General features: G+C 50.9%; 16 protein-coding genes and 2 pseudogenes. 5 read left to right on the plus strand and 13 right to left on the minus strand.

Going from position 1 to position 17,823, the window contains the following annotated elements; translation table 11 throughout:
- Window positions 1-543: pseudogene (locus tag U868_RS0112860) on the minus strand (hypothetical protein); the annotation flags it as partial.
- A 360-nt stretch (window positions 544-903) separates the two neighbouring features.
- On the opposite strand from U868_RS0112860, the gene U868_RS25980 reads away from it, so the two are divergent.
- Window positions 904-1,380 (plus strand): hypothetical protein, encoded by a 477-nt coding sequence (locus U868_RS25980; protein WP_025153651.1) that lies wholly within the window; start codon window positions 904-906, stop codon window positions 1,378-1,380.
- A gap of 100 nt (window positions 1,381-1,480) precedes the next feature.
- A pseudogene (locus U868_RS0112875) lies at window positions 1,481-2,103 on the plus strand (LysE family translocator).
- Between the two features lie 51 nt (window positions 2,104-2,154).
- Here U868_RS0112875 and U868_RS0112880 read toward each other — a convergent pair.
- The 3 genes from U868_RS0112880 to U868_RS0112895 all read right to left on the minus strand — a co-directional run bounded on the left by U868_RS0112880 (window position 2,155) and on the right by U868_RS0112895 (window position 5,427).
- Window positions 2,155-3,555 carry a nucleobase:cation symporter-2 family protein gene (locus U868_RS0112880; RefSeq protein ID WP_025153652.1) on the minus strand — a complete coding sequence of 467 codons (1,401 nt, stop codon included), beginning with the start codon at window positions 3,553-3,555 and terminating at the stop codon, window positions 2,155-2,157.
- Window positions 3,556-3,865: 310 nt separating this feature from the next.
- On the minus strand, window positions 3,866-4,858 hold the full coding sequence (tehA, locus tag U868_RS0112890) for a dicarboxylate transporter/tellurite-resistance protein TehA (protein ID WP_029991139.1): 993 nt from the start codon (window positions 4,856-4,858) through the stop codon (window positions 3,866-3,868).
- Between the two features lie 107 nt (window positions 4,859-4,965).
- Window positions 4,966-5,427 carry a hypothetical protein gene (locus U868_RS0112895; protein WP_025153654.1) on the minus strand — a complete coding sequence of 154 codons (462 nt, stop codon included), beginning with the start codon at window positions 5,425-5,427 and terminating at the stop codon, window positions 4,966-4,968.
- 120 nt (window positions 5,428-5,547) lie between these two features.
- On the opposite strand from U868_RS0112895, the gene U868_RS0112900 reads away from it, so the two are divergent.
- Complete coding sequence (locus U868_RS0112900) at window positions 5,548-5,991, plus strand: DUF411 domain-containing protein (RefSeq protein ID WP_025153655.1); 444 nt, start codon at window positions 5,548-5,550, stop codon at window positions 5,989-5,991.
- Here U868_RS0112900 and U868_RS0112905 read toward each other — a convergent pair.
- From U868_RS0112905 to U868_RS0112915, 3 genes are all read right to left on the minus strand, one after another.
- Window positions 5,985-6,893 (minus strand): LysR family transcriptional regulator, encoded by a 909-nt coding sequence (locus U868_RS0112905; protein ID WP_025153656.1) that lies wholly within the window; start codon window positions 6,891-6,893, stop codon window positions 5,985-5,987. The genes U868_RS0112900 and U868_RS0112905 overlap by 7 nt on opposite strands.
- Window positions 6,894-6,956: 63 nt before the next feature.
- The gene (accA, locus tag U868_RS0112910; RefSeq protein WP_025153657.1) at window positions 6,957-7,916 is read right to left on the minus strand and encodes an acetyl-CoA carboxylase carboxyl transferase subunit alpha; all 960 of its coding nucleotides are present in this window, start codon (window positions 7,914-7,916) and stop codon (window positions 6,957-6,959) included.
- A 102-nt stretch (window positions 7,917-8,018) separates the two neighbouring features.
- Window positions 8,019-9,422: an MFS transporter gene (locus tag U868_RS0112915; protein WP_025153658.1), complete on the minus strand. Its 1,404-nt coding sequence runs from the start codon at window positions 9,420-9,422 to the stop codon at window positions 8,019-8,021.
- Window positions 9,423-9,512: 90 nt separating this feature from the next.
- On the opposite strand from U868_RS0112915, the gene U868_RS0112920 reads away from it, so the two are divergent.
- Entirely contained in the window at window positions 9,513-10,172 is a 660-nt protein-coding gene (locus tag U868_RS0112920) for a helix-turn-helix transcriptional regulator (protein WP_025153659.1), read from the plus strand.
- Between the two features lie 38 nt (window positions 10,173-10,210).
- Window positions 10,211-10,639, plus strand: coding sequence for a TOBE domain-containing protein (locus U868_RS0112925; protein ID WP_025153660.1), 429 nt, complete (start codon window positions 10,211-10,213; stop codon window positions 10,637-10,639).
- 103 nt (window positions 10,640-10,742) lie between these two features.
- Here U868_RS0112925 and U868_RS25985 read toward each other — a convergent pair whose 3' ends face one another.
- The 6 genes from U868_RS25985 to fdxH all read right to left on the minus strand — a co-directional run bounded on the left by U868_RS25985 (window position 10,743) and on the right by fdxH (window position 17,817).
- Window positions 10,743-11,873: a GT-D fold domain-containing glycosyltransferase gene (locus U868_RS25985; protein WP_240182720.1), complete on the minus strand. Its 1,131-nt coding sequence runs from the start codon at window positions 11,871-11,873 to the stop codon at window positions 10,743-10,745.
- 24 nt (window positions 11,874-11,897) lie between these two features.
- Window positions 11,898-13,760 (minus strand): selenocysteine-specific translation elongation factor, encoded by a 1,863-nt coding sequence (gene selB / locus U868_RS0112945; RefSeq protein ID WP_025153663.1) that lies wholly within the window; start codon window positions 13,758-13,760, stop codon window positions 11,898-11,900.
- Window positions 13,757-15,139, minus strand: a complete 1,383-nt coding sequence (gene selA / locus U868_RS0112950) for an L-seryl-tRNA(Sec) selenium transferase (protein ID WP_025153664.1) — start codon at window positions 15,137-15,139, stop codon at window positions 13,757-13,759. The genes selB and selA overlap by 4 nt, the downstream gene beginning before the upstream one ends.
- A 20-nt stretch (window positions 15,140-15,159) precedes the next feature.
- A complete protein-coding gene (gene fdhE / locus U868_RS0112955) occupies window positions 15,160-16,086 on the minus strand; it encodes a formate dehydrogenase accessory protein FdhE (protein ID WP_025153665.1) in 927 nt (308 codons plus the stop codon).
- A gap of 139 nt (window positions 16,087-16,225) precedes the next feature.
- The gene (gene fdoI / locus U868_RS0112960) at window positions 16,226-16,876 is read right to left on the minus strand and encodes a formate dehydrogenase cytochrome b556 subunit (RefSeq protein WP_004236693.1); all 651 of its coding nucleotides are present in this window, start codon (window positions 16,874-16,876) and stop codon (window positions 16,226-16,228) included.
- Window positions 16,876-17,817, minus strand: a complete 942-nt coding sequence (gene fdxH, locus U868_RS0112965) for a formate dehydrogenase subunit beta (protein WP_025153666.1) — start codon at window positions 17,815-17,817, stop codon at window positions 16,876-16,878. Before fdxH ends, fdoI begins: the two co-directional genes overlap by 1 nt.
- Window positions 17,818-17,823 lie beyond the last annotated feature (6 nt).

Genomic DNA, 17,823 nt, shown 5'->3' on the forward strand with positions numbered 1-17,823 from the left:
ATATAATATACTTTGCGCATCCGTCATAAAAATAAAACTAGAAGGAAGGTTAAAGAGTGTAACACACTGATATTTATAACCTTCGTTCAATTTAAATGATTTCAACATATTTAATATAACATAATCTGTGAAATTTATTTTCGTCTTTATTTTTATAATCACCACAAGCAGATCAAAGTTTTCTTTTAATTTATTCTTTATATTGTCGGAAAGATTACCTGAACCTCTCTTTAATAATTTATCTTTATCCATTTTATTAGGATTTCTAAAGTCACAACTTTCATATTCATTTTGGTCATGAATAGCAATGCCATTCACTGTATATCCGGTATGTTTTGCATATAGAATTTCAGATTGCGTTTTCTTGAAATATTTATTTACCAAGCTAACAGGGTTTTTGCAACAAGGACATATTGCATAGCTTACATTTACTCCGTTTCTCTTTTGAATATATGGAGAAATTCGCTTAGTAATCTCATCATATTTATTCTGAGTTAATTTTATAGGATACTCTTTATCGGTAATTACACTGAATACATCCATAGTTATTCCAGTTAAATGTATGTTATTTTCAATAATCTTACACCGAGAGCAACGAAATTATAAGAGCTAGTATGGATAAATGAATTTAGGTTATAAAAAAATTTTTCCTATCCCTTTTTGGCATATAAAGGTTTAAATTTCTCTGGGGAGCATAGTGGGGAGCATCAATCTTTTAATCCAAAATAGATTCTATCAACCTATTGTTTAAATTGATTTTTTGTCAATGAATCAACATTCAGATTCAGAACATTGAGTAACACTTCACAGTAACTCAGTACACATCCATAAGCCGGCTGATGCTCTGTATCTGCCGGTTTTTTTATTGTCAGAACAATATTCAATGGTACTCATGAGGACAAAATGAACAGCCATAAGCACTCTCCGCAATATACTGAATTAATGGACGCCATTGTTTCATACAAAAAAGAGATGTTTGACTGGTGGGATTCTTTACAGAGAACCAGAGTCGGGGAATGGACTTTATTATTAACACTGGCTTGCTGGGGTATCCCCGATGTGCATTTCCGGCTTATCGGGTTTCTTATCGGGGCCGCATTTTTTATAGAAAAATTTGCCGTAATAGCCGGAAAAAGCAGTTATACAACAAAAACTGAAACACGCTTGCTGCAAAAAATCCGCAGTGAAAAAATGTCAGATAAAGAAAAAGAAAACTTGTATAAAGAACTCTCTGATGTTCAGAAAAACAGGAAATTTGGCAAATCAGTTACTGTCTTCAAAAAAGTATGGAAAATCATGGTAGCGTATTTTTTCTTTGCCGTTTCTCTTATCGTGATAGTTGATACTTATTGGGAAAATATCGTTAAACCGCTTTTTTAACTCTTTCCGGGAGACAGGTGTTACCGGAGAAATACACTAATCCGGCACTTGATCCGGATCCGTTTTTTCCCTACGGTAGTGTGCTTCCGGAGCTGAAAAAATGTCCGCAACTGATGCCCTTCTTGCTTACTCTCTCGCTGCTTTACTGTTAACCCTGACTCCGGGTCTTGATACCGCACTGATATTACGCACCGCAGCTGCCGAAGGCGGAAAAAAGCCTTTCAGGCGGCTCTCGGTATTGATGCGGGTTGTTTTATCCGGGGGCTTTTCGTGGCACTGGGTCTCGGCGCGCTGCTTGCCGCGTCTGCCACGGCTTACGATATCGTTAAATGGTGCGGGGCACTTTATCTGCTATGGCTGGGTATTCAGTTAATTCTGCACCCCCGTCAATCATTCAGCACAACACAAGAGAATGCTTCTGCCCCGCAAAGTAACTGGTTTATCCGGGGAATGCTGGGTAATGTGCTGAACCCGAAAATGGGGATATTTTATGTCTCTTTCCTGCCGCAGTTTATTCCTGCCGGGCAACCACTGATAGCCCGGATATTTCTGCTCGTCACTATTCATGTGGTTATCGGTACGCTCTGGTCATTGACTCTGATTATGGTGACCGGTTACGCCTCACGCCTGCTGAAATCCCGGTGCTTTATCCGGTGGACGGATCGCCTGACCGGCGGACTTTTTATGTTTTTTGCCGTAAAGCTGGCACTCAGTCACCGGTAAGTCCGAATACTGACAGCCCGCTGAAATACGCGGGCTGTCAGACGACTTTAATTAAACTTCCTCTTCCCTCACAGATTCTTCAATATCATCCGGTTCTTTTTCCTTACTGACCGGGATAATTAAATTCAGAATAATGGCTGTCACGCCGCCCATACAGATCGGGTTTTCTGCCAGTGCATAAAGGGATGTCGGCAGGACGTGGAAAACCGCCGGGTCATAAGAGACACCCAGTCCAAGCCCCAGCGAGGTTGCCACAATCAGGGTTTCGCGGCGGCGCAGACCGTTTGACAAAATAATGCGGATCCCGGCAATGGCGATCATGGAGAACATCAGTGTCATCGCACCACCCAGCACCGGTGCCGGAATCGTCGTAAAGAACCAGCCGATCCCCGGAAACAGCCCCAGGATCACCAGGATAACCGCAATGATTTTCCCGACATGCCGGGAAGCCACCCCGGTCATCTGAATAACCCCGTTGTTCTGGGCAAAGGTGGTCAGCGGCAGAGAACTCATCGCGGAAGCCGCCACAGAGACCAGACCATCCGCCATTACCCCGCCTTTCAGACGGGACTGAAATTCCGGCCCCTGAATTTTCTGCCCGGACACAAGCGCGGTTGCTGTCAGGTCACCGACCGCCTCCAGCACACTGAGCAGATAAATAATGGCGACCACCAGAAAGTGAGCGAAGTTAAACGAGAAACCGTATTTGAACGGCACCGGGATCGTGATAAACGCGGCTTTGCTCATCTGGCTGAAATCCACCATCCCCAGGAACAGGGCGCAGATATAACCGACAATCAGCCCGATAGCTATCCCGCCCATACGCAGCAGCGGGCTTTTGCAGCAGTTAAACCCGATAACAACCAGCAGAACCAGTAACCCGACACCGATATTCTGATAATCACCGAAAGTGCCGGAAGACTTGGCGGAGAAGCCGCCGCCGAAATCGATAATCCCGACTTTTATCAGACTCAGCCCGATCATCAGAACCACAATACCGCTGACGGTCGGAGTGATGACACGGCGCAGATAGGGCAGGATAAAAGACGATCCCACAACTAAGAATGCACCGGCAAATGAGATACCAAAGATAGTGGACAGTAACAGCTCTTCATCAACACCATCAGCCCGCATGCTGGTTCCGATGGCAATCATCACTGTTACAAATGAAAAGTTAACGGACTGAATCGATAATAACCCCGAGCCGACCATGCCGTAGCGGTTTACCTGCAGCCAGGTGCCGACACCGGAGGCTATCATGGCCATGGAAACAAGATACGCATTGGTCTCAGGCGATAACTGTAAGGCTGTACCGACAATCAGCGCCGGTGTGACCATCGGAACGAAAATGGCCAGCAGATGGGTCACGGCACCAATAATTGCCTGTAAAAACGGGGGTTTATCTTCGAGCTGGTAAATAAGATCAGATGCTGTGTTTTGTTGATCAGACATCTCTTCTCTCCTGTACGTGAATTTGACTATCTGACTCTGTTAATAACTATCTGTTTTATTTAGGACTCTTGTGGAGAACAGACGGCTGTTATGCCATCTGTATCAACAGATAAAGCAATAACCACACCAGGAGGACGTATTAGCGGGGAAAAGGGTTATAAAATGTGATTAATAACGGCGTTTTTGATCACTTTGTGAAACTGTTCACTATTTGTACTGAACATCTCACGGCAGCGGGGTTTTTCAGTGCAGATATCATTATGAGAATAATGATTAATAAATAATCAAATTGATAACCGGCGACTGAATATTAATTTTCTTCGCGGATACGGGCGCGGGTGATTTGCTTTCTGACCAGCAGACGCAGCGAATTTACCACCAGCAACAAAATAAAGGCGTTGGAAAAGATAAACAGAGTGAATGCCAGCAGATGAATAAATTCATTATCTGAAGACATACTGATATTCAGAGAGGATTTTGCCAGCGCCGACACGCCGAATGAAAAGCTCCAGAATGATAAGGTAAATGACTGCCGGGTAAACCAGGGGATCAGCCGGATCATAAACACCAGTTGCAGTAACCCGTAGCCGAGCAACATTTTGGCAAAGAAATCAATGTGGTTCTGGTTTACCGCCAGATAGGCGCTGCATGCCACCAGTGCCGGCGCCAGCTGAATACCAAAAGAGAGGCGCGATTTTTCATCCATCAGCCCGTCACTGCGGATCCGTTTCAGAATCGCCGGTTCCAGGCTCAGCCAGGAGAAAACCCCGGCACCGAAAAAGAGAATACCAAGGTCAGTAAACCCGAGCGCACCACATGCCATGGCACAGATAAAATTATTAGCAACGGTCGGCAGATAAAGTACCGGTGTGGTTGCCGCTTTAGGGTATTCCCCCTTCCACTGGGAGCCGACCAGCCACGCGGCATAAGAGAGTTGCGCGACTGCACCAAGAGCAAACAATCCGGTGGAAAACAGCGGAAAATAAGGCGTCAGCCCCATCGCCACCAGCACAGTGGTTGCCGGTAACAGGCTGGAAAACCCGCTGGCGACCGGATGACGGAACTCATCAGTCATTTTTTCCGGGAAACAGAAACTGCGGATAATAAACAGAGAGATCAGCACCAGCCAGACCGCACAACCGGCACCAATAATCACCTCACCGATGATTGCCGGATAGCCCTGCTCAGCTGCGGCATAGCGCCACGCCATCCCGGTGCCGATAAGCCCCAGAACCATGCCGAAATACCCGGCTGAAAACCGGGAAGAAACGGATTTAATCTTATTTATCAGTGTAATGCTCATATCTGTTCTGCTCTGTCATCATACAATCGCCGGAGCAGCAGCCCCGGGGACTAAATAATAATACAAATTTTATAATTTATTTTGATAAGAGTCATTTTGTATGCATGTTAAATCACATCATTTTTTCCGGTGACTTCCGGAATCAGACCTGCCAGCCCCCAGTGATGGGTGATCTCACGGATAATCAGTAAAAACGCCGTGAATTGTTTGTCTGAAGGGAGTGATGTTGATGATACCGGGCTGCCGCTGATGACATTAACAATCTCATTAAATGCACGTTCTATTTCCTCTGTGGATAAGAAATCCGCTTTATCAGCGGTCAGTAAATAGTTCAGCCGCGGATCCGGACAATGCAAAGCCAGGTCTCCCGCCGGTAATGCCGCCCGTGCCGGGATAATCCGGTTTTCAATATGTTCGATCGCCACCTCCGCTTCATACGCGGTCACCGGCGAATGCTGAAAAACAAACCCGTCAATCACACTGTCACCGAGCGGAAGCCGCACATCAGCCTCAGCAGAAAAAATCCGGGTTTCTGTTCCTGTTATCTGTAATGTCAGATGCGTTGTCATTATGACCTCCGTTTAAGCTTTTACACTTCTCCGCATAACTATACGTTGCCTGTATTGACCTTCCCCTAAGGTAAACCATTAATCTCATCATTATTATCCGACTCACTACAGGGCATACCGATGAAAAAATCCGTTTGGGCGTTATCTTTATTATTAACCACACTCTCTGCCGGCGCCATGGCGGCGAAAGGAACCGTCACCGTGTATAAATCCCCGACCTGCGGCTGTTGCGGCCAGTGGGCGGAAGGTGTGGAAAAAGCCGGTTATGATGTGAAAACCAATGTTATCCCGCAGGCACAACTGGAAAAAATGATGCTCAGTTCCGGTGCCACCCAGAATCTCATGAGCTGTCACCTCGCCACACTGAACGGTAAGTATGTGATTGGTCACGTCCCGGCGGACAGCCTGGATGCCATTGATACGCTGCCGGAAAGTGCCAAAGGAATTTCTGTCCCGGGGATGCCGGTCGGCAGCCTCGGCATGGAATACAAGGATATGAAAGAGCCATATGATGTGATCGCCTATGATGCGGACGGAAAACAGACCGTATTCCGCAGCTATTGATTTTTATCCTGATCCCGCAGCGAACGTTCAAGAAAATGCAGGAATTTGTCGACAACCGGTGAAACTTCACGGCGGCTGGCATAAACGGCTCTCAGTTCGATGGGAGCCGGTTCTTCATTCAGCCGGACAGCCTGCAATGTGCCGTCACGGAAAGCCTGCTGACACAAATGTTTGGTCAGAATCGCAAAACCCAGACCTTCAACGGCTGCCGCCGCTGCCAGTGCCGCACCGTTAACCTGATAGCGGCTGTTAATGCGCACGGTCAGCCACCCGCCGTCCGGCTTACGAAAAACCCACGGCTGACCGTTCAGAGCACTCAGGCTGGAAATACAGGGCAGCCGGGTCAGCTCAGCGGCAGAAACCGGGATGCCGGTCTGCGTCAGTAATGACGGCGCTGCCACCACCACACACGACCATGACTGAATCAGACGGCTGTGATAACTGCTGTCAGCCATCTCTCCGCGCTGATAGGTCAGCAACAGATCGATATCATCACTGATAATATCCGCCGGAGTCAGCCGGGTGTCACACCGGATCTGCAAATCCGGATGCAGCGCGGCAAACCGGGCCAGCACCGGCGCCAGCATTTCCCCGCAGCCTTCACCGGGTACCGTCAGCCGGAAACAGCCGGTCAGCACATCGTCATTACGGATCTGTGAAAAGGTTTCACGCAGCATGGCGTCCGTTTTTCCGGCGCACTGATACAACTGCTGCCCCTGTGCTGTCAGGCGCATACGCCGGGTTGTCCGTTCGATCAGGCGGCAGCCGGCCTGGGTTTCCAGTTGCCTGATGGCTCTGCTGACATTGGATGACGGCATCCCCAGCCGGGTAGCCGCACCGGTAAAACTGCCCTGCTCCGCCACCGCCAGAAAAACCGGCAGCAAATTCAGATCGACCGCCATGACAGCGTCCCCGTTGTGAGAGATATTCATCCCTATTGTTATCACAAACAGGTTAATCTGTCCTCAGCAATAGCCGAAAGACATTAATTTCTGATAGCGCTGCGCCAGTAATTCGTCTTCCGGCAACGCTGATAACGCCGCCAGATCCTGCAGCAGCTGCTCACGCAGGTTATCCGCCGCCTGCTGATAGTTGCGGTGAGCACCGCCCGCCGGTTCGGGAATAATGGTATCGATAATACCGAGCGCCTTCAGGCGCGGGGCGGTCATCCCCATGGTTTCGGCAGCCTGCGGCGCTTTGTCCGCGCTTTTCCACAAAATAGAGGCACACCCTTCCGGCGAAATCGCCGCATAGGTACTGTATTGCAGCATATTGATACGATCGCCGACACCAATCCCCAGCGCCCCGCCGGAACAGCCTTCGCCGGTAATGGAGCAGATCACCGGCGTTTTCAGCCGCGACAGCTCCAGCAGGTTACGGGCAATCGCCTCCGCCTGTCCGCGCTCTTCCGCGCCCACACCGGGATAGGCACCGGCGGAATCAATAAACATCAGCACCGGCATATGAAAACGTTCGGCCATTTTCATCAGGCGCAGTGCCTTACGATAGCCTTCCGGTGACGGCATCCCGAAATTCCGCAGTAACTTTTCTTTGGTATCCCGCCCTTTCTGGTGACCGATAACCATCACCGGACGGCCTTCAAGGCGTGCCAGCCCGCCGACAATCGCCTTATCATCCGCAAAGGCACGATCATCGGCAAGTGCCTGAAAATCCGTAAAAATAAGACTGATATAATCCAGGGTATAGGGCCGCAGCGGATGACGGGCCAGCCGGACAATTTCCCATGCGCCGAGATCCGCATAAATCGATTGGGTCAGTTTTTCGCATTTTTTCCGCAGACAGGCAATTTCATCATCCGGATCAAACCCCAAATCGCTGCTGTGCTCTTTAAATGACTGCAATGCGGCGATTTTTTCTTCCAGCTCAATGATTGGTTTTTCAAATTCGAGATGATACTGAGACATAACGGACATTACCCTGACAGAAAACATCCGGTCAGTGTAAAAAAACGCCGGAACAGGATACAGTCCTTATTCCGGCATACACTATTATCAGAAACGGGATAATCAGCAGTAAGAAATGGCCGCACAGCGGCGGGCGGTGAAAATCGCAATCAGCGGCGCAATGGCCAGTAACATCATCAGCCAGTAGGCCGATGACATCACACCCGTCAATGTGCCGTCATTGAAACCATTGACGTTAACAATCATACCCGCCAGTGCCGCACCCAGCGCTGTGGCAAAAAGCTGTACGGTGGTGATGGAGGCGGCGGCGATCTCTTTATCCGCAGGCGCGGCAACCTGTAAAATCCGGGTCAGCAGATGCGGCCAGCCGAACCCGATCCCGAACCCGACCAGGGATAACCCCAGCAGGATCGGCGACATGATGCCCCATGTACCGGCAGACGGTACAGAGAGCGTCAGTGCCAGCAGAACCAGCCCCGCCAGCACAAAAACCGGCCCGAGCAGAATACTGGCGCGCATTTTCGCTCCTTTCCAGCCGGCACTGATAATTTCACTGACAGTCCAGCCCAGCGCCATCAGCGCACTCATATAACCGGATGCCAGCGGCGACTGACCGTGCAGGCTCTGCAGGAAGTACGGCACGAACACTTCACAGGTCATCCCGATCGCCAGCAGAGAGATAGTGATATACAGCGCGGCATGATGGCTGCCGCACCGGAAGGTATTTTCCGGCAGTAACCGGATGCGGCTGCGCTGCTCAATCAGCGCGAGCACAATCAGTAACAGCAGCGAAACCACCACGCCGCCCACATTGAGGAACACATCCGGGCTGAGGCTCCCGGCGGAGACCACCAGCACAGCGGCAGTCAGTAATGTCAGCTGGATCAGGGGAAGACGCGGCCGGATACCGTCATCTTTCTGCTTTTTCGGCATAATCGTAAGCAAAAAGAGCCCATAGATAACCATCAGCGGCAACATCACACCAAAAGCAAAACGCCAGGCGTTTAACTGGGCAAAAATACCCCCGACTGCCGGACCGACTAATGTGGCAACACCCCACATCCCGGAAATCAGTGCCATGGCTCTCGGCCACAGGGCCGGAACATACACTAAATTGATCATGGCATAAGACAGTGCGAACATAACGCCGCCGCCGAAGCCCTGAATAGTGCGTCCCAGCAGCATAATTTCCATCCGGGGTGCCAGTGCACAGGCCAGGCTGCCGGCGAAAAAGGCCACCACAGAGATAAGGTAGGCGATACGGGCACCGTATACGGCCAGCAGCCGGGCGGAGAGTACAGAACCGATAATGGAAGCCGCCACAAACAGCGTGGTATTCCAGGCATACAGATTCAGGCCGCCGATATCAGCAACAACGGATGGCAAAATGGTGGTCGCCATTAAGATATTAACGGCGTGGATAACAACACCGAACGAAAGAGCGATTGAAATCGCAGCGTTTTTCCCTGAGAAGAGATCACGCCAGCGGCTGTCATCGGGCAACATAGAAACCATCCTTTAGTCTTGTGATACTTTGCTGAATGCGATAAATTAAACAAGAATTAACTTGGATAAATAAATACCGGGCACGAGAATATGTCAAGAACTAACCTGGAAAGCAACCTCAGTTCCGCACAATCGGTCGGGGAAAAACTGCTTATTCTCCTGAAAAAGCATGGCCCGATGCAGGCATCCGAGGCCGGGGAGCATCTGGGCACCACCGGGGAAGCCGCCCGTCAGCAGTTTACCAAACTTGCCCGCGACGGCATGGTTGAGGCGCATTCCGAATGCCGGGGAGTTGGTCGTCCGGTGCAGCGCTGGCATCTGACCGCGCTGGGCAATAAACGCTTTCCGGATTGTCATGCGGAGCTGACGGTCAAAATTCTGACCACTATCCGCCGCGAACTCGGCGAGGATGCTATCGGCAAAATTATTACCGCCCGTGAAAACGAAGCCCGCCGCGACTATTTTGATAAACTTCAGGGTGCGGAAACCCTGGAAGAACGCATTATCCGCCTCGTTGCCATCCGCACAGAGGAAGGCTATATGGCGCAATGGGAAAAAGAACCGGAAGGAAGCTGGCTGATTATTGAAAACCACTGCCCTATCTGCTCCGCCGCCAGCATGTGTCAGGGATTCTGCCGCGCCGAGCTGGAGCTCTTTCAGACAGTTTTAAATGCAAATGTGGAACGGGTCGAATATTTACTCACAGACTCTCGCCGCTGCGTATATCGTGTGATACAACAGGAAGATTAACCATTTCAGTTAATCACTAAAAGGGAAGAGGTCACACAATGAAAATTTCCGCACGTAACCAGCTCACCGGTAAAGTATCCCGCGTTGTTGCCGGCGCTGTTAATAATGAAGTGGAATTAACACTTGAGCATGGTGAAATTCTGACAACTGTCATCACCAAAGAGAGCTGTGACGTATTAGGGATCCGCGAAGGAAAAGACGCTGTCGCGATTATTAAAGCGCCGTGGGTGGTACTGGCAAATCCGGATTGCGGTCTGCGTTTTTCCGCCCGTAACCAGTTCCGCGGTAAAATCAGCAAAATGGTGAACGGTGCGGTCAACAGCACAATTCATCTGAGAACCGAAAAAGGGCTGCCGCTGACAGCCGTTATTACCAATGAAAGCCGCGATGAAATGGAATTACATGAAGGTAATGAAATTGTCGCACTGATAAAAGCCTCCAGTGTTATTTTAGCCACTAAAGCCTGATTCCGGCATACAGTGCAAAACAGGCCGCAAATGTGGCCTGTGAGATTGCTGATAAAGCAGGATAAAACGTGGTTTTTTCCTGCTTTGTGTTATCAGCCGGTCATTACCCCGCCTGAAGCTGTTCAGGGTAAACCGCATTATAACTGCTGACCAGATTACCGATATCCAGCGCTGTTTTACCGTTGTTTGCCAGCCTTGCGGATAGCACCGTACCTGTCGGGCCCGCCGCAATCAGAAAGAGATCAATATCTTTTTTCATCAGACACTGTTCGGTCAGCGGATCAATATCGTTATAAGCATCCGTGTCTTTTACCCGGATTACCTCTTTATTCCCTGTATTTGAAAACAGGAAATGATCAGGATCCGGCACCACATTTTCCACCGCCACAATGCAGATGTTTTTACCAGCCCAGATATCCATCCAGGCATTCGTCAGTTTTTTGCCAAACTGATAAAAACCGTCCTGAGTCGTGGCACAGGTATCACCGTAAACCGGTTGATCAAAATAATATTTTGTCAGAAACCAGTACTGAGACCAGAATTTAAGCCATGAATCGCTCTCAGTCTGCATCCCCGGAAAACACACCAGTGTATTGTAATTACCGGTGCCGATATTCCGTAATTCATGCATCAGCATTTTATTTTCTTTCTGATAATAAACGCTTTTTTCCTGCATCAGCATGATTTCGTCATTATCATAACGGGTAAAACCGCACTGCTGCTCTTTTAGCCGCCGTACCGTTTCCAGCGCAGATAAACGCTTTCCTTTAAAGAAATGACACATGTCATCCAGCGTTTTATTCAGCAGATCACGGTACTGATGAGATTCAATAGCGCAGATCAGCTTCGTCTGTTTGCGGGCATAAAAATCGGCAGCTATGTCATTATAAAAACTGACGATCTCATTGGTAATTCCGCGGACTATCGATACAATATCCGTTTCATCCAGCGGGATCCGGCTGAATTCATATTTTTTATTCCGCCCATCATAAATTAATGTTTTATAATCAAAATCATATTTGAGGCTTTTCTGAAAAAGATTCAGAGATTCATAATCCCTGAATGCCAGCCAGACATTTCCCCTTAAATCGATATCGAGTGCAACTTTAAATGCCCCGGTTTCAATCTCCACAAAAGCGATCTCCCAGCTATATATTTTTGCATTTTTAACATAATAGCTGGGAAATTTATCCTTATTAAATTCACTGACAAAATTTTCCAAATCAATTTTCATGCCTTAAATCCTTTTTGAAGAAAATTAAAATAGCCCCTCATCCCGCAAAATATGTTTGTCCCCTCTGCGGCGGGTAAAACCGGTCCTGTCAAAAAATTCCAGAATCTGTACGGCCAGCTTACGCCCCATGCCGTATTTATCCCTGAATTGTGCCGCACCGATACCTTCTTCATGTGACTGATTATATTCACGGATAACCTGCGCGAATTCCGTAATTTGTGACCGGTGATAATAACGGTCAGGCACAATCGCCATAATATGCCCCAGCTGCGCGGCTTTTTTCAGAAACTGGCGGGCAGTTGTTTCATCAATACCGAGTTTGGCAGCCAGATCACGAACCCACCACGGTTCCTGCTGAAACAGCGGTTCCGTACTGTGCCAGAGCGCGCCCTGAGCCGGATCGAAGGCCAGACCGAATCCCGGGAGATGGAGCCAGCCCCTGGTTCTGACAATCTGCTTTTCATCCAGTAATTGTGCAATAACCGGAAATACGATGGAATCAGAAAGCACCGGTAATGCCATCCGTTTCAGCCTGTCACGGCCGACGCCCATCTGGTCGCTGTGTGACTGATGATAATCCGCCAGGGTGGCCAGCAGAATGGCTTTTGCCGTTTCAACCCGTTGTGCCGAAAGGGCATAACCGTCATTGATCAGCAGATTCAGTCCGGCAGTACATTCCGCCAGTTTTTCTGCTGTCAGTTGCCGCGCCCAGGCAAATACCGGCAGGGAAACCTCCCCGCGCGGCAGTTCGCACAGCAGAACATCACGATCATCCTGTGCCGCCGCCCGTTCTGATAACCACGCCAGAAATTCCGGACGCCGTTTTCCGCGTCGCGGGGAAGATAAATTCAGCACCCGGGCACCCGCCAGTGTGCGCTGTGCACTGATATCACGCAGGATCAGCCGGTCTTCTTCCGCCAGCCAGAGCGGAGTATCAAGGGTAATTTCCGCCAGCAGCGGACGGGTGTTATCGTCACTCAGGAGGGAGACCCGCCCGGTGATATGGCTGGCACCGTGGTGGATATGCACCGGCTGCCAGCTTTTCAGACCTTCATCTGTTTCAATTTCCGCCAGAATGCGGTGTGCGGACTGCACCGGTTTTTCACTCAGCAGCCAGTCGCCGCGGGAAACCGTCTCTTTGCTGATATCACCGCTCAGGTTGATCGCCACGCGGTCACCGGCCTGAGCCTGTTCCTGCTGACGGTTCTGGGCATGAATGCCGCGCACACGGACGGATTTGTCACTGCCGGTCACCCATAATGTGTCACCGGTGCTGACACGCCCGGCCAGTGCGGTACCGGTCACCACCAGCCCCGCCCCTTTGACACTGAAAACACGGTCAATCGCCATCCGGAAACGTTTTTCTGTCCGGCTATCTGAGGATTGCTGCTGATGGTGCAGACGCAGATGCGCCCGCAGTACATCCAGCCCTTCGCCGCTATGAGATGAGGTGACAAACACCGGACTTTCCGGCCAGCCGTCAGATAACAGCAGTTCTGTGATCTGCTGACGGACTTCCTCAACCCGCTCCGCCGGGACGCGATCGGCTTTGGTCAGGACTACGGAGATCTGCGGGCGTCCCGCCAGGCGCAGTATCGCCAGGTGCTCGCGGGTTTGTGCCATCACCCCGTCATCACAGGCTATAATCAGCAGCACATGGCGGATCCCGCCGATACCCGCCAGCATATTGCCGAGAAACTTTTCATGGCCGGGCACATCGACAAAACCGATAACCGTATCATCATCCTGCGGCCAGTAAGCATAGCCCAGGTCGATGGTCATTCCGCGTTTTTTTTCTTCCGGCAGGTGGGTGGTATCCACACCGGTTACCGCCTGAATAAGGGCCGTTTTTCCGTGGTCAACATGGCCGGCTGTAGCAAAAATCATGGTAACAGTGCCTGTAAAAGTCGGTTTTCATCTTCAAGGCAACGCAGATCCCACCACAAACGCCCGTCACTCACCCGCCCGATCACCGGAATGGTCAGCTGACGGTGAGATTGCGTCAGGGTGGCTAAGGCGCTGCCTTTTCCGTTTTGCGGGGTAAACGTCACTGCCCAGCCGGGCAGGCGTTCCACCGGCAGGGATCCGCTGCCAATCTGCGAGGAGCAGGGCTCTGCGCGGATCACCCATTCATCACCGTAATATGCCTGAATTTTCGGTACAAGCCGTTGTGCCATATCATAAATATCGTCAGCAGACCGGGTCAGCAGACGCAGTGACGGCAGTGTCTGCGCCAGTTTTTCCGGATAGCGGTACAGACGCAGCGTGGCATCCAGTGCCGCAAGGGTCATTTTATCTGCCCGCAGGGCGCGTTTGAGCGGATGGCGCTGTATCGCCTCAATCCACGCTTTTTTGCCGAGAATAATCCCCGCCTGCGGTCCGCCGAGCAGTTTATCGCCGGAGAAAGTCACAATATCAATGCCCTGCGCCAGATAGCGCTGCGGCATCGGCTCTTCCGGCAGTCCCCACTGCGTCATATCAATCAAAGCACCGCTGCCGAGATCAATCACCGACGGGATAGTCAGTTCCCGGCCGAGTGCCGCCAGTTCCTGCCCGGAGACCTCCGCCGTGAAACCTTCAATATGATAATTACTGGTGTGGACTTTCATCAGCAGCGCGGTCTGCTCACTGACGGCATTTTTATAATCATGCAGATGGGTCCGGTTCGTGGTACCGACCTCAACCAGACGGCAGCCCGCCTGGCTCATCACTTCCGGCACGCGGAAGGCACCGCCGATTTCCACCAGCTCACCACGGGAAACAATCACTTCCCGCCCGGCCGCCATCGTTGCCAGCACCAGCAATACCGCCGCCGCATTATTATTGACGATACAGGCCGCTTCCGCACCGGTCAGCTGACACAGGCGCTCCGCAACAATGCTGTCGCGGTGACCGCGCCCGGCATCATCAAGAGAATATTCGAGCGTAACCGGCCAGCGCATGGCATTAGTCACCGCCTCAATAGCCGCTTCCGCCTGTAATGCCCGGCCGAGATTGGTGTGCAGCACGGTACCGGTCAGGTTAATGACCGGCCGCAGTGCTTCCCGCTCGCTGTCCAGACGGCGGGACAGTTCATCCGCCCAGCAATCGTGCCAGTCCGGCAGCTGCTGCCGCTCACGGATCGCGTCACGTGCATCATCCTGCATCTCCCGCAGCATACTGACGATACAGGTCTGTCCGTACTGTTCTGTCAGTGCGGCAACCGGTGTTTCATGTAATAACCCGTCAATGGCAGGTATCTGACTGTATAATGCACGTTCGTTCATAGCGGACTCACTTCACTGACTTATTCGTTCGGGAACAGGAACGGGTTGATACTGCTGCGGGCAAAACCTTCTTCTTCCATCCGGGCATCCAGGATCAGGGTTGCCAGGTCATCCGCCACGGTATCCACTTTCGCGTCTTTTTCCTGTGACAGGATTTTCAGGTAACTGCCGCAATCACCACAGCTTTCTGCTTTCACCGCTGCCTGTTCACTTTCCAGTGACCAGTAATTCAGATCACGGGTCTGCTCGCAGTTGGTACACTTAATACGGACCACATGCCATTCGGTTTCACATAATCCGCAGTGCAGATAGCGCAATCCCTGCGTGGTGCCGATCTGGATCACACCGGAAACCGGCATCGCCGCACAGACCGGGCAGAACTGGCGGTGTTCACCGTGCTCTTCGCGGCCTTTACCCGGGATCATCGACGCCATCTGCGCCCAGTACAGGGATAACGCTGCCCAGATAAATACGGACTTATCCGGTGATACAGCAGAAAATTCCTGATTAAACAACGCCGTTGCCATGTCTTCCAGCTCATTTTCAGAGGCTTTGTCCAGGTTTTCCAGGGTCGGACGGGCATGATCAGGCGCAACCGGCAACAGCTCAGCAATAATGCTTTTCAGCAGTTTGCGCCAGTGTTCCGTGCGCTGAAAGGTGCGGCAGTCGAGCAACGCTTTGCCCGGCGTATTCGCCGCCATCAGGGCATCCATATCCATTTCAAGCGGATTGTCATACAGGGCTTTCTGCTGGGCGCGGGTGATTTCCGCCGCAAATTCCAGGTAATCCGCAAACGGGTTATCTTTGGCCAGTTCATCAAAACGTTCGGCGCGGCGCTGATACAGATTCTTCAGATTAGGAAACAGCACCGCCGGGATAAAGCCAATCCCTTTTTCATTTTTCTGAGCCTGTCCCAGCTCTTCTTTGGATACAATTCGGATACTCATGATCTTGCTCTTCTTCTGATATGGAGAGGATAAGCCGGTCCGGCAAATAAAACCCTATTATGAACCGGCTGCCTTAAAATGTCGAAAAGGCAGGGAGATCCCTGCCTTCTGAATAGTCACACAAGAAGATTAAAAACGGTCACTGACCTTTTTTATCCTCTTCGCGCTCTTTTGCCACAATCTGACGGTACCAGCGCGGGTGATGTTTCTTCGCCCAGCCGCGCGTTACCCAGCCTTCCGTCATCGCACGCACTGATCCTTTCACCCAGATTGCCGCATACGCATGAACAATAATGGTGATAATCAGCCCGATAGCAGAAATTGAGTGTACCAGCAGCGCAATGCGGATCACCGGAATGGAGAAATACTCCGCAAAGTAAGGACGCCAGATAACAATACCGCTCAGCAACAGCAGGAACAGGCAGATACTGGCCGCCCAGTACACCCCTTTCTGACCGAGGTTATACTGACCGACATCACCGGCTTCCTCATTTTTCATGATTTTGCCGATCTGCTTCGCCCACTCGATATCATCACGGTTGATAAAGTTGTGTTTAAAGTAACGGAAAAACATAAACACAAACAGTAAGAACATCACCACACCGGTAAACGGATGCAGCAGACGTGATAACTGCGGGGTACCCAGAATGTTCATAAACCAGTTAAGCGACGGGAAGAAAAACCCGAGCCCGCTGATGGCCGTAAACAGAAAACAAATGACCACAGCCCAGTGATTGATACGCGCAATGGGTTTGTGGCGGATAATTTTTTCGCGATCATCCTGTTGCATTATTTCTGCTCCTCCTGACCTGCTGATTGCTCAGTCTTTGCCGGAACATCCTGAATATCTTTCAGGGCCTCTTCTTCCTCGCGTTTTGATACCCGGTTCGGGCCGATACCCACGTAATGGAAGATTGCCGCCGCAAAGGTCGCCGCAAAACCGACTGCTGCCAGTGGTTTCCATGCACCTTTCCAGAATTTCACCGCAGCACTGATTTCCGGGTTCTCCGGCAGGCCGTGATATAACTGCGGCTTATCAGCGTGGTGCAGCACATACATCACGTGCGTACCGCCGACACCCTGCGGGTCATACAGACCGGCCTTGGCGTAACCACGGCTTTGCAGCTCAGTCACACGATCACCGGCCAGCGCTTTCATATCCTCTTTCGAGCCGAAATGAATCGCGCCTGTCGGACAGGTTTTCACACACGCCGGTTCCTGACCCACGTCCACGCGGTCAACACACAGTGTGCATTTATAAGCGCGGTTATCTTCTTCGTTGATACGCGGCACATTAAACGGACAACCCGCGATACAATAACCGCAGCCGATGCAGTGCTCTGACTGGAAGTCGACAATCCCGTTGGCATACTGAATAATCGCGCCTTCCGCCGGGCAGGCTTTGAGACAGCCCGGATCCGCACAGTGCATACAGCCGTCTTTACGGATCAACCACTCAAATTTACCGTTCTCTTCCACTTCGGAGAAACGCATGACAGTCCATGACTTGGCGGTCAGATCCTGCGGGTTATCATACACCCCCACGTTGGTACCGATTTTGTCACGGATGTCGTTCCACTCCGAACAGGCCACCTGACAGGCTTTACAGCCGATACAGGTGGTCACGTCAATCAGCTTCGCCACTTCTTCCTTAAAATCCCGCACCTGAGGTGCGGGGGTCAGGGAATTGGTGGCAGAGCGACGAATAATGTCCTGTGATTGCATTGACATAATTTA

The sequence above is a fragment of the Morganella morganii H1r genome, assembly GCF_000633515.1.
Lineage (GTDB): Bacteria > Pseudomonadota > Gammaproteobacteria > Enterobacterales > Enterobacteriaceae > Morganella > Morganella morganii_B.

Coding starts and splice junctions, on each gene's coding strand:
- U868_RS25980 (WP_025153651.1), top strand. CDS start 904: ATGAACAGCCATAAGCACTCTCCGCAATATACTGAATTAATGGACGCC.
- U868_RS0112880 (WP_025153652.1), bottom strand. CDS start 3,555: ATGTCTGATCAACAAAACACAGCATCTGATCTTATTTACCAGCTCGAA.
- tehA (WP_029991139.1), bottom strand. CDS start 4,858: ATGAGCATTACACTGATAAATAAGATTAAATCCGTTTCTTCCCGGTTT.
- U868_RS0112895 (WP_025153654.1), bottom strand. CDS start 5,427: ATGACAACGCATCTGACATTACAGATAACAGGAACAGAAACCCGGATT.
- U868_RS0112900 (WP_025153655.1), top strand. CDS start 5,548: ATGAAAAAATCCGTTTGGGCGTTATCTTTATTATTAACCACACTCTCT.
- U868_RS0112905 (WP_025153656.1), bottom strand. CDS start 6,893: ATGGCGGTCGATCTGAATTTGCTGCCGGTTTTTCTGGCGGTGGCGGAG.
- accA (WP_025153657.1), bottom strand. CDS start 7,916: ATGTCTCAGTATCATCTCGAATTTGAAAAACCAATCATTGAGCTGGAA.
- U868_RS0112915 (WP_025153658.1), bottom strand. CDS start 9,422: ATGTTGCCCGATGACAGCCGCTGGCGTGATCTCTTCTCAGGGAAAAAC.
- U868_RS0112920 (WP_025153659.1), top strand. CDS start 9,513: ATGTCAAGAACTAACCTGGAAAGCAACCTCAGTTCCGCACAATCGGTC.
- U868_RS0112925 (WP_025153660.1), top strand. CDS start 10,211: ATGAAAATTTCCGCACGTAACCAGCTCACCGGTAAAGTATCCCGCGTT.
- U868_RS25985 (WP_240182720.1), bottom strand. CDS start 11,873: ATGAAAATTGATTTGGAAAATTTTGTCAGTGAATTTAATAAGGATAAA.
- selB (WP_025153663.1), bottom strand. CDS start 13,760: ATGATTTTTGCTACAGCCGGCCATGTTGACCACGGAAAAACGGCCCTT.
- selA (WP_025153664.1), bottom strand. CDS start 15,139: ATGAACGAACGTGCATTATACAGTCAGATACCTGCCATTGACGGGTTA.
- fdhE (WP_025153665.1), bottom strand. CDS start 16,086: ATGAGTATCCGAATTGTATCCAAAGAAGAGCTGGGACAGGCTCAGAAA.
- fdoI (WP_004236693.1), bottom strand. CDS start 16,876: ATGCAACAGGATGATCGCGAAAAAATTATCCGCCACAAACCCATTGCG.
- fdxH (WP_025153666.1), bottom strand. CDS start 17,817: ATGTCAATGCAATCACAGGACATTATTCGTCGCTCTGCCACCAATTCC.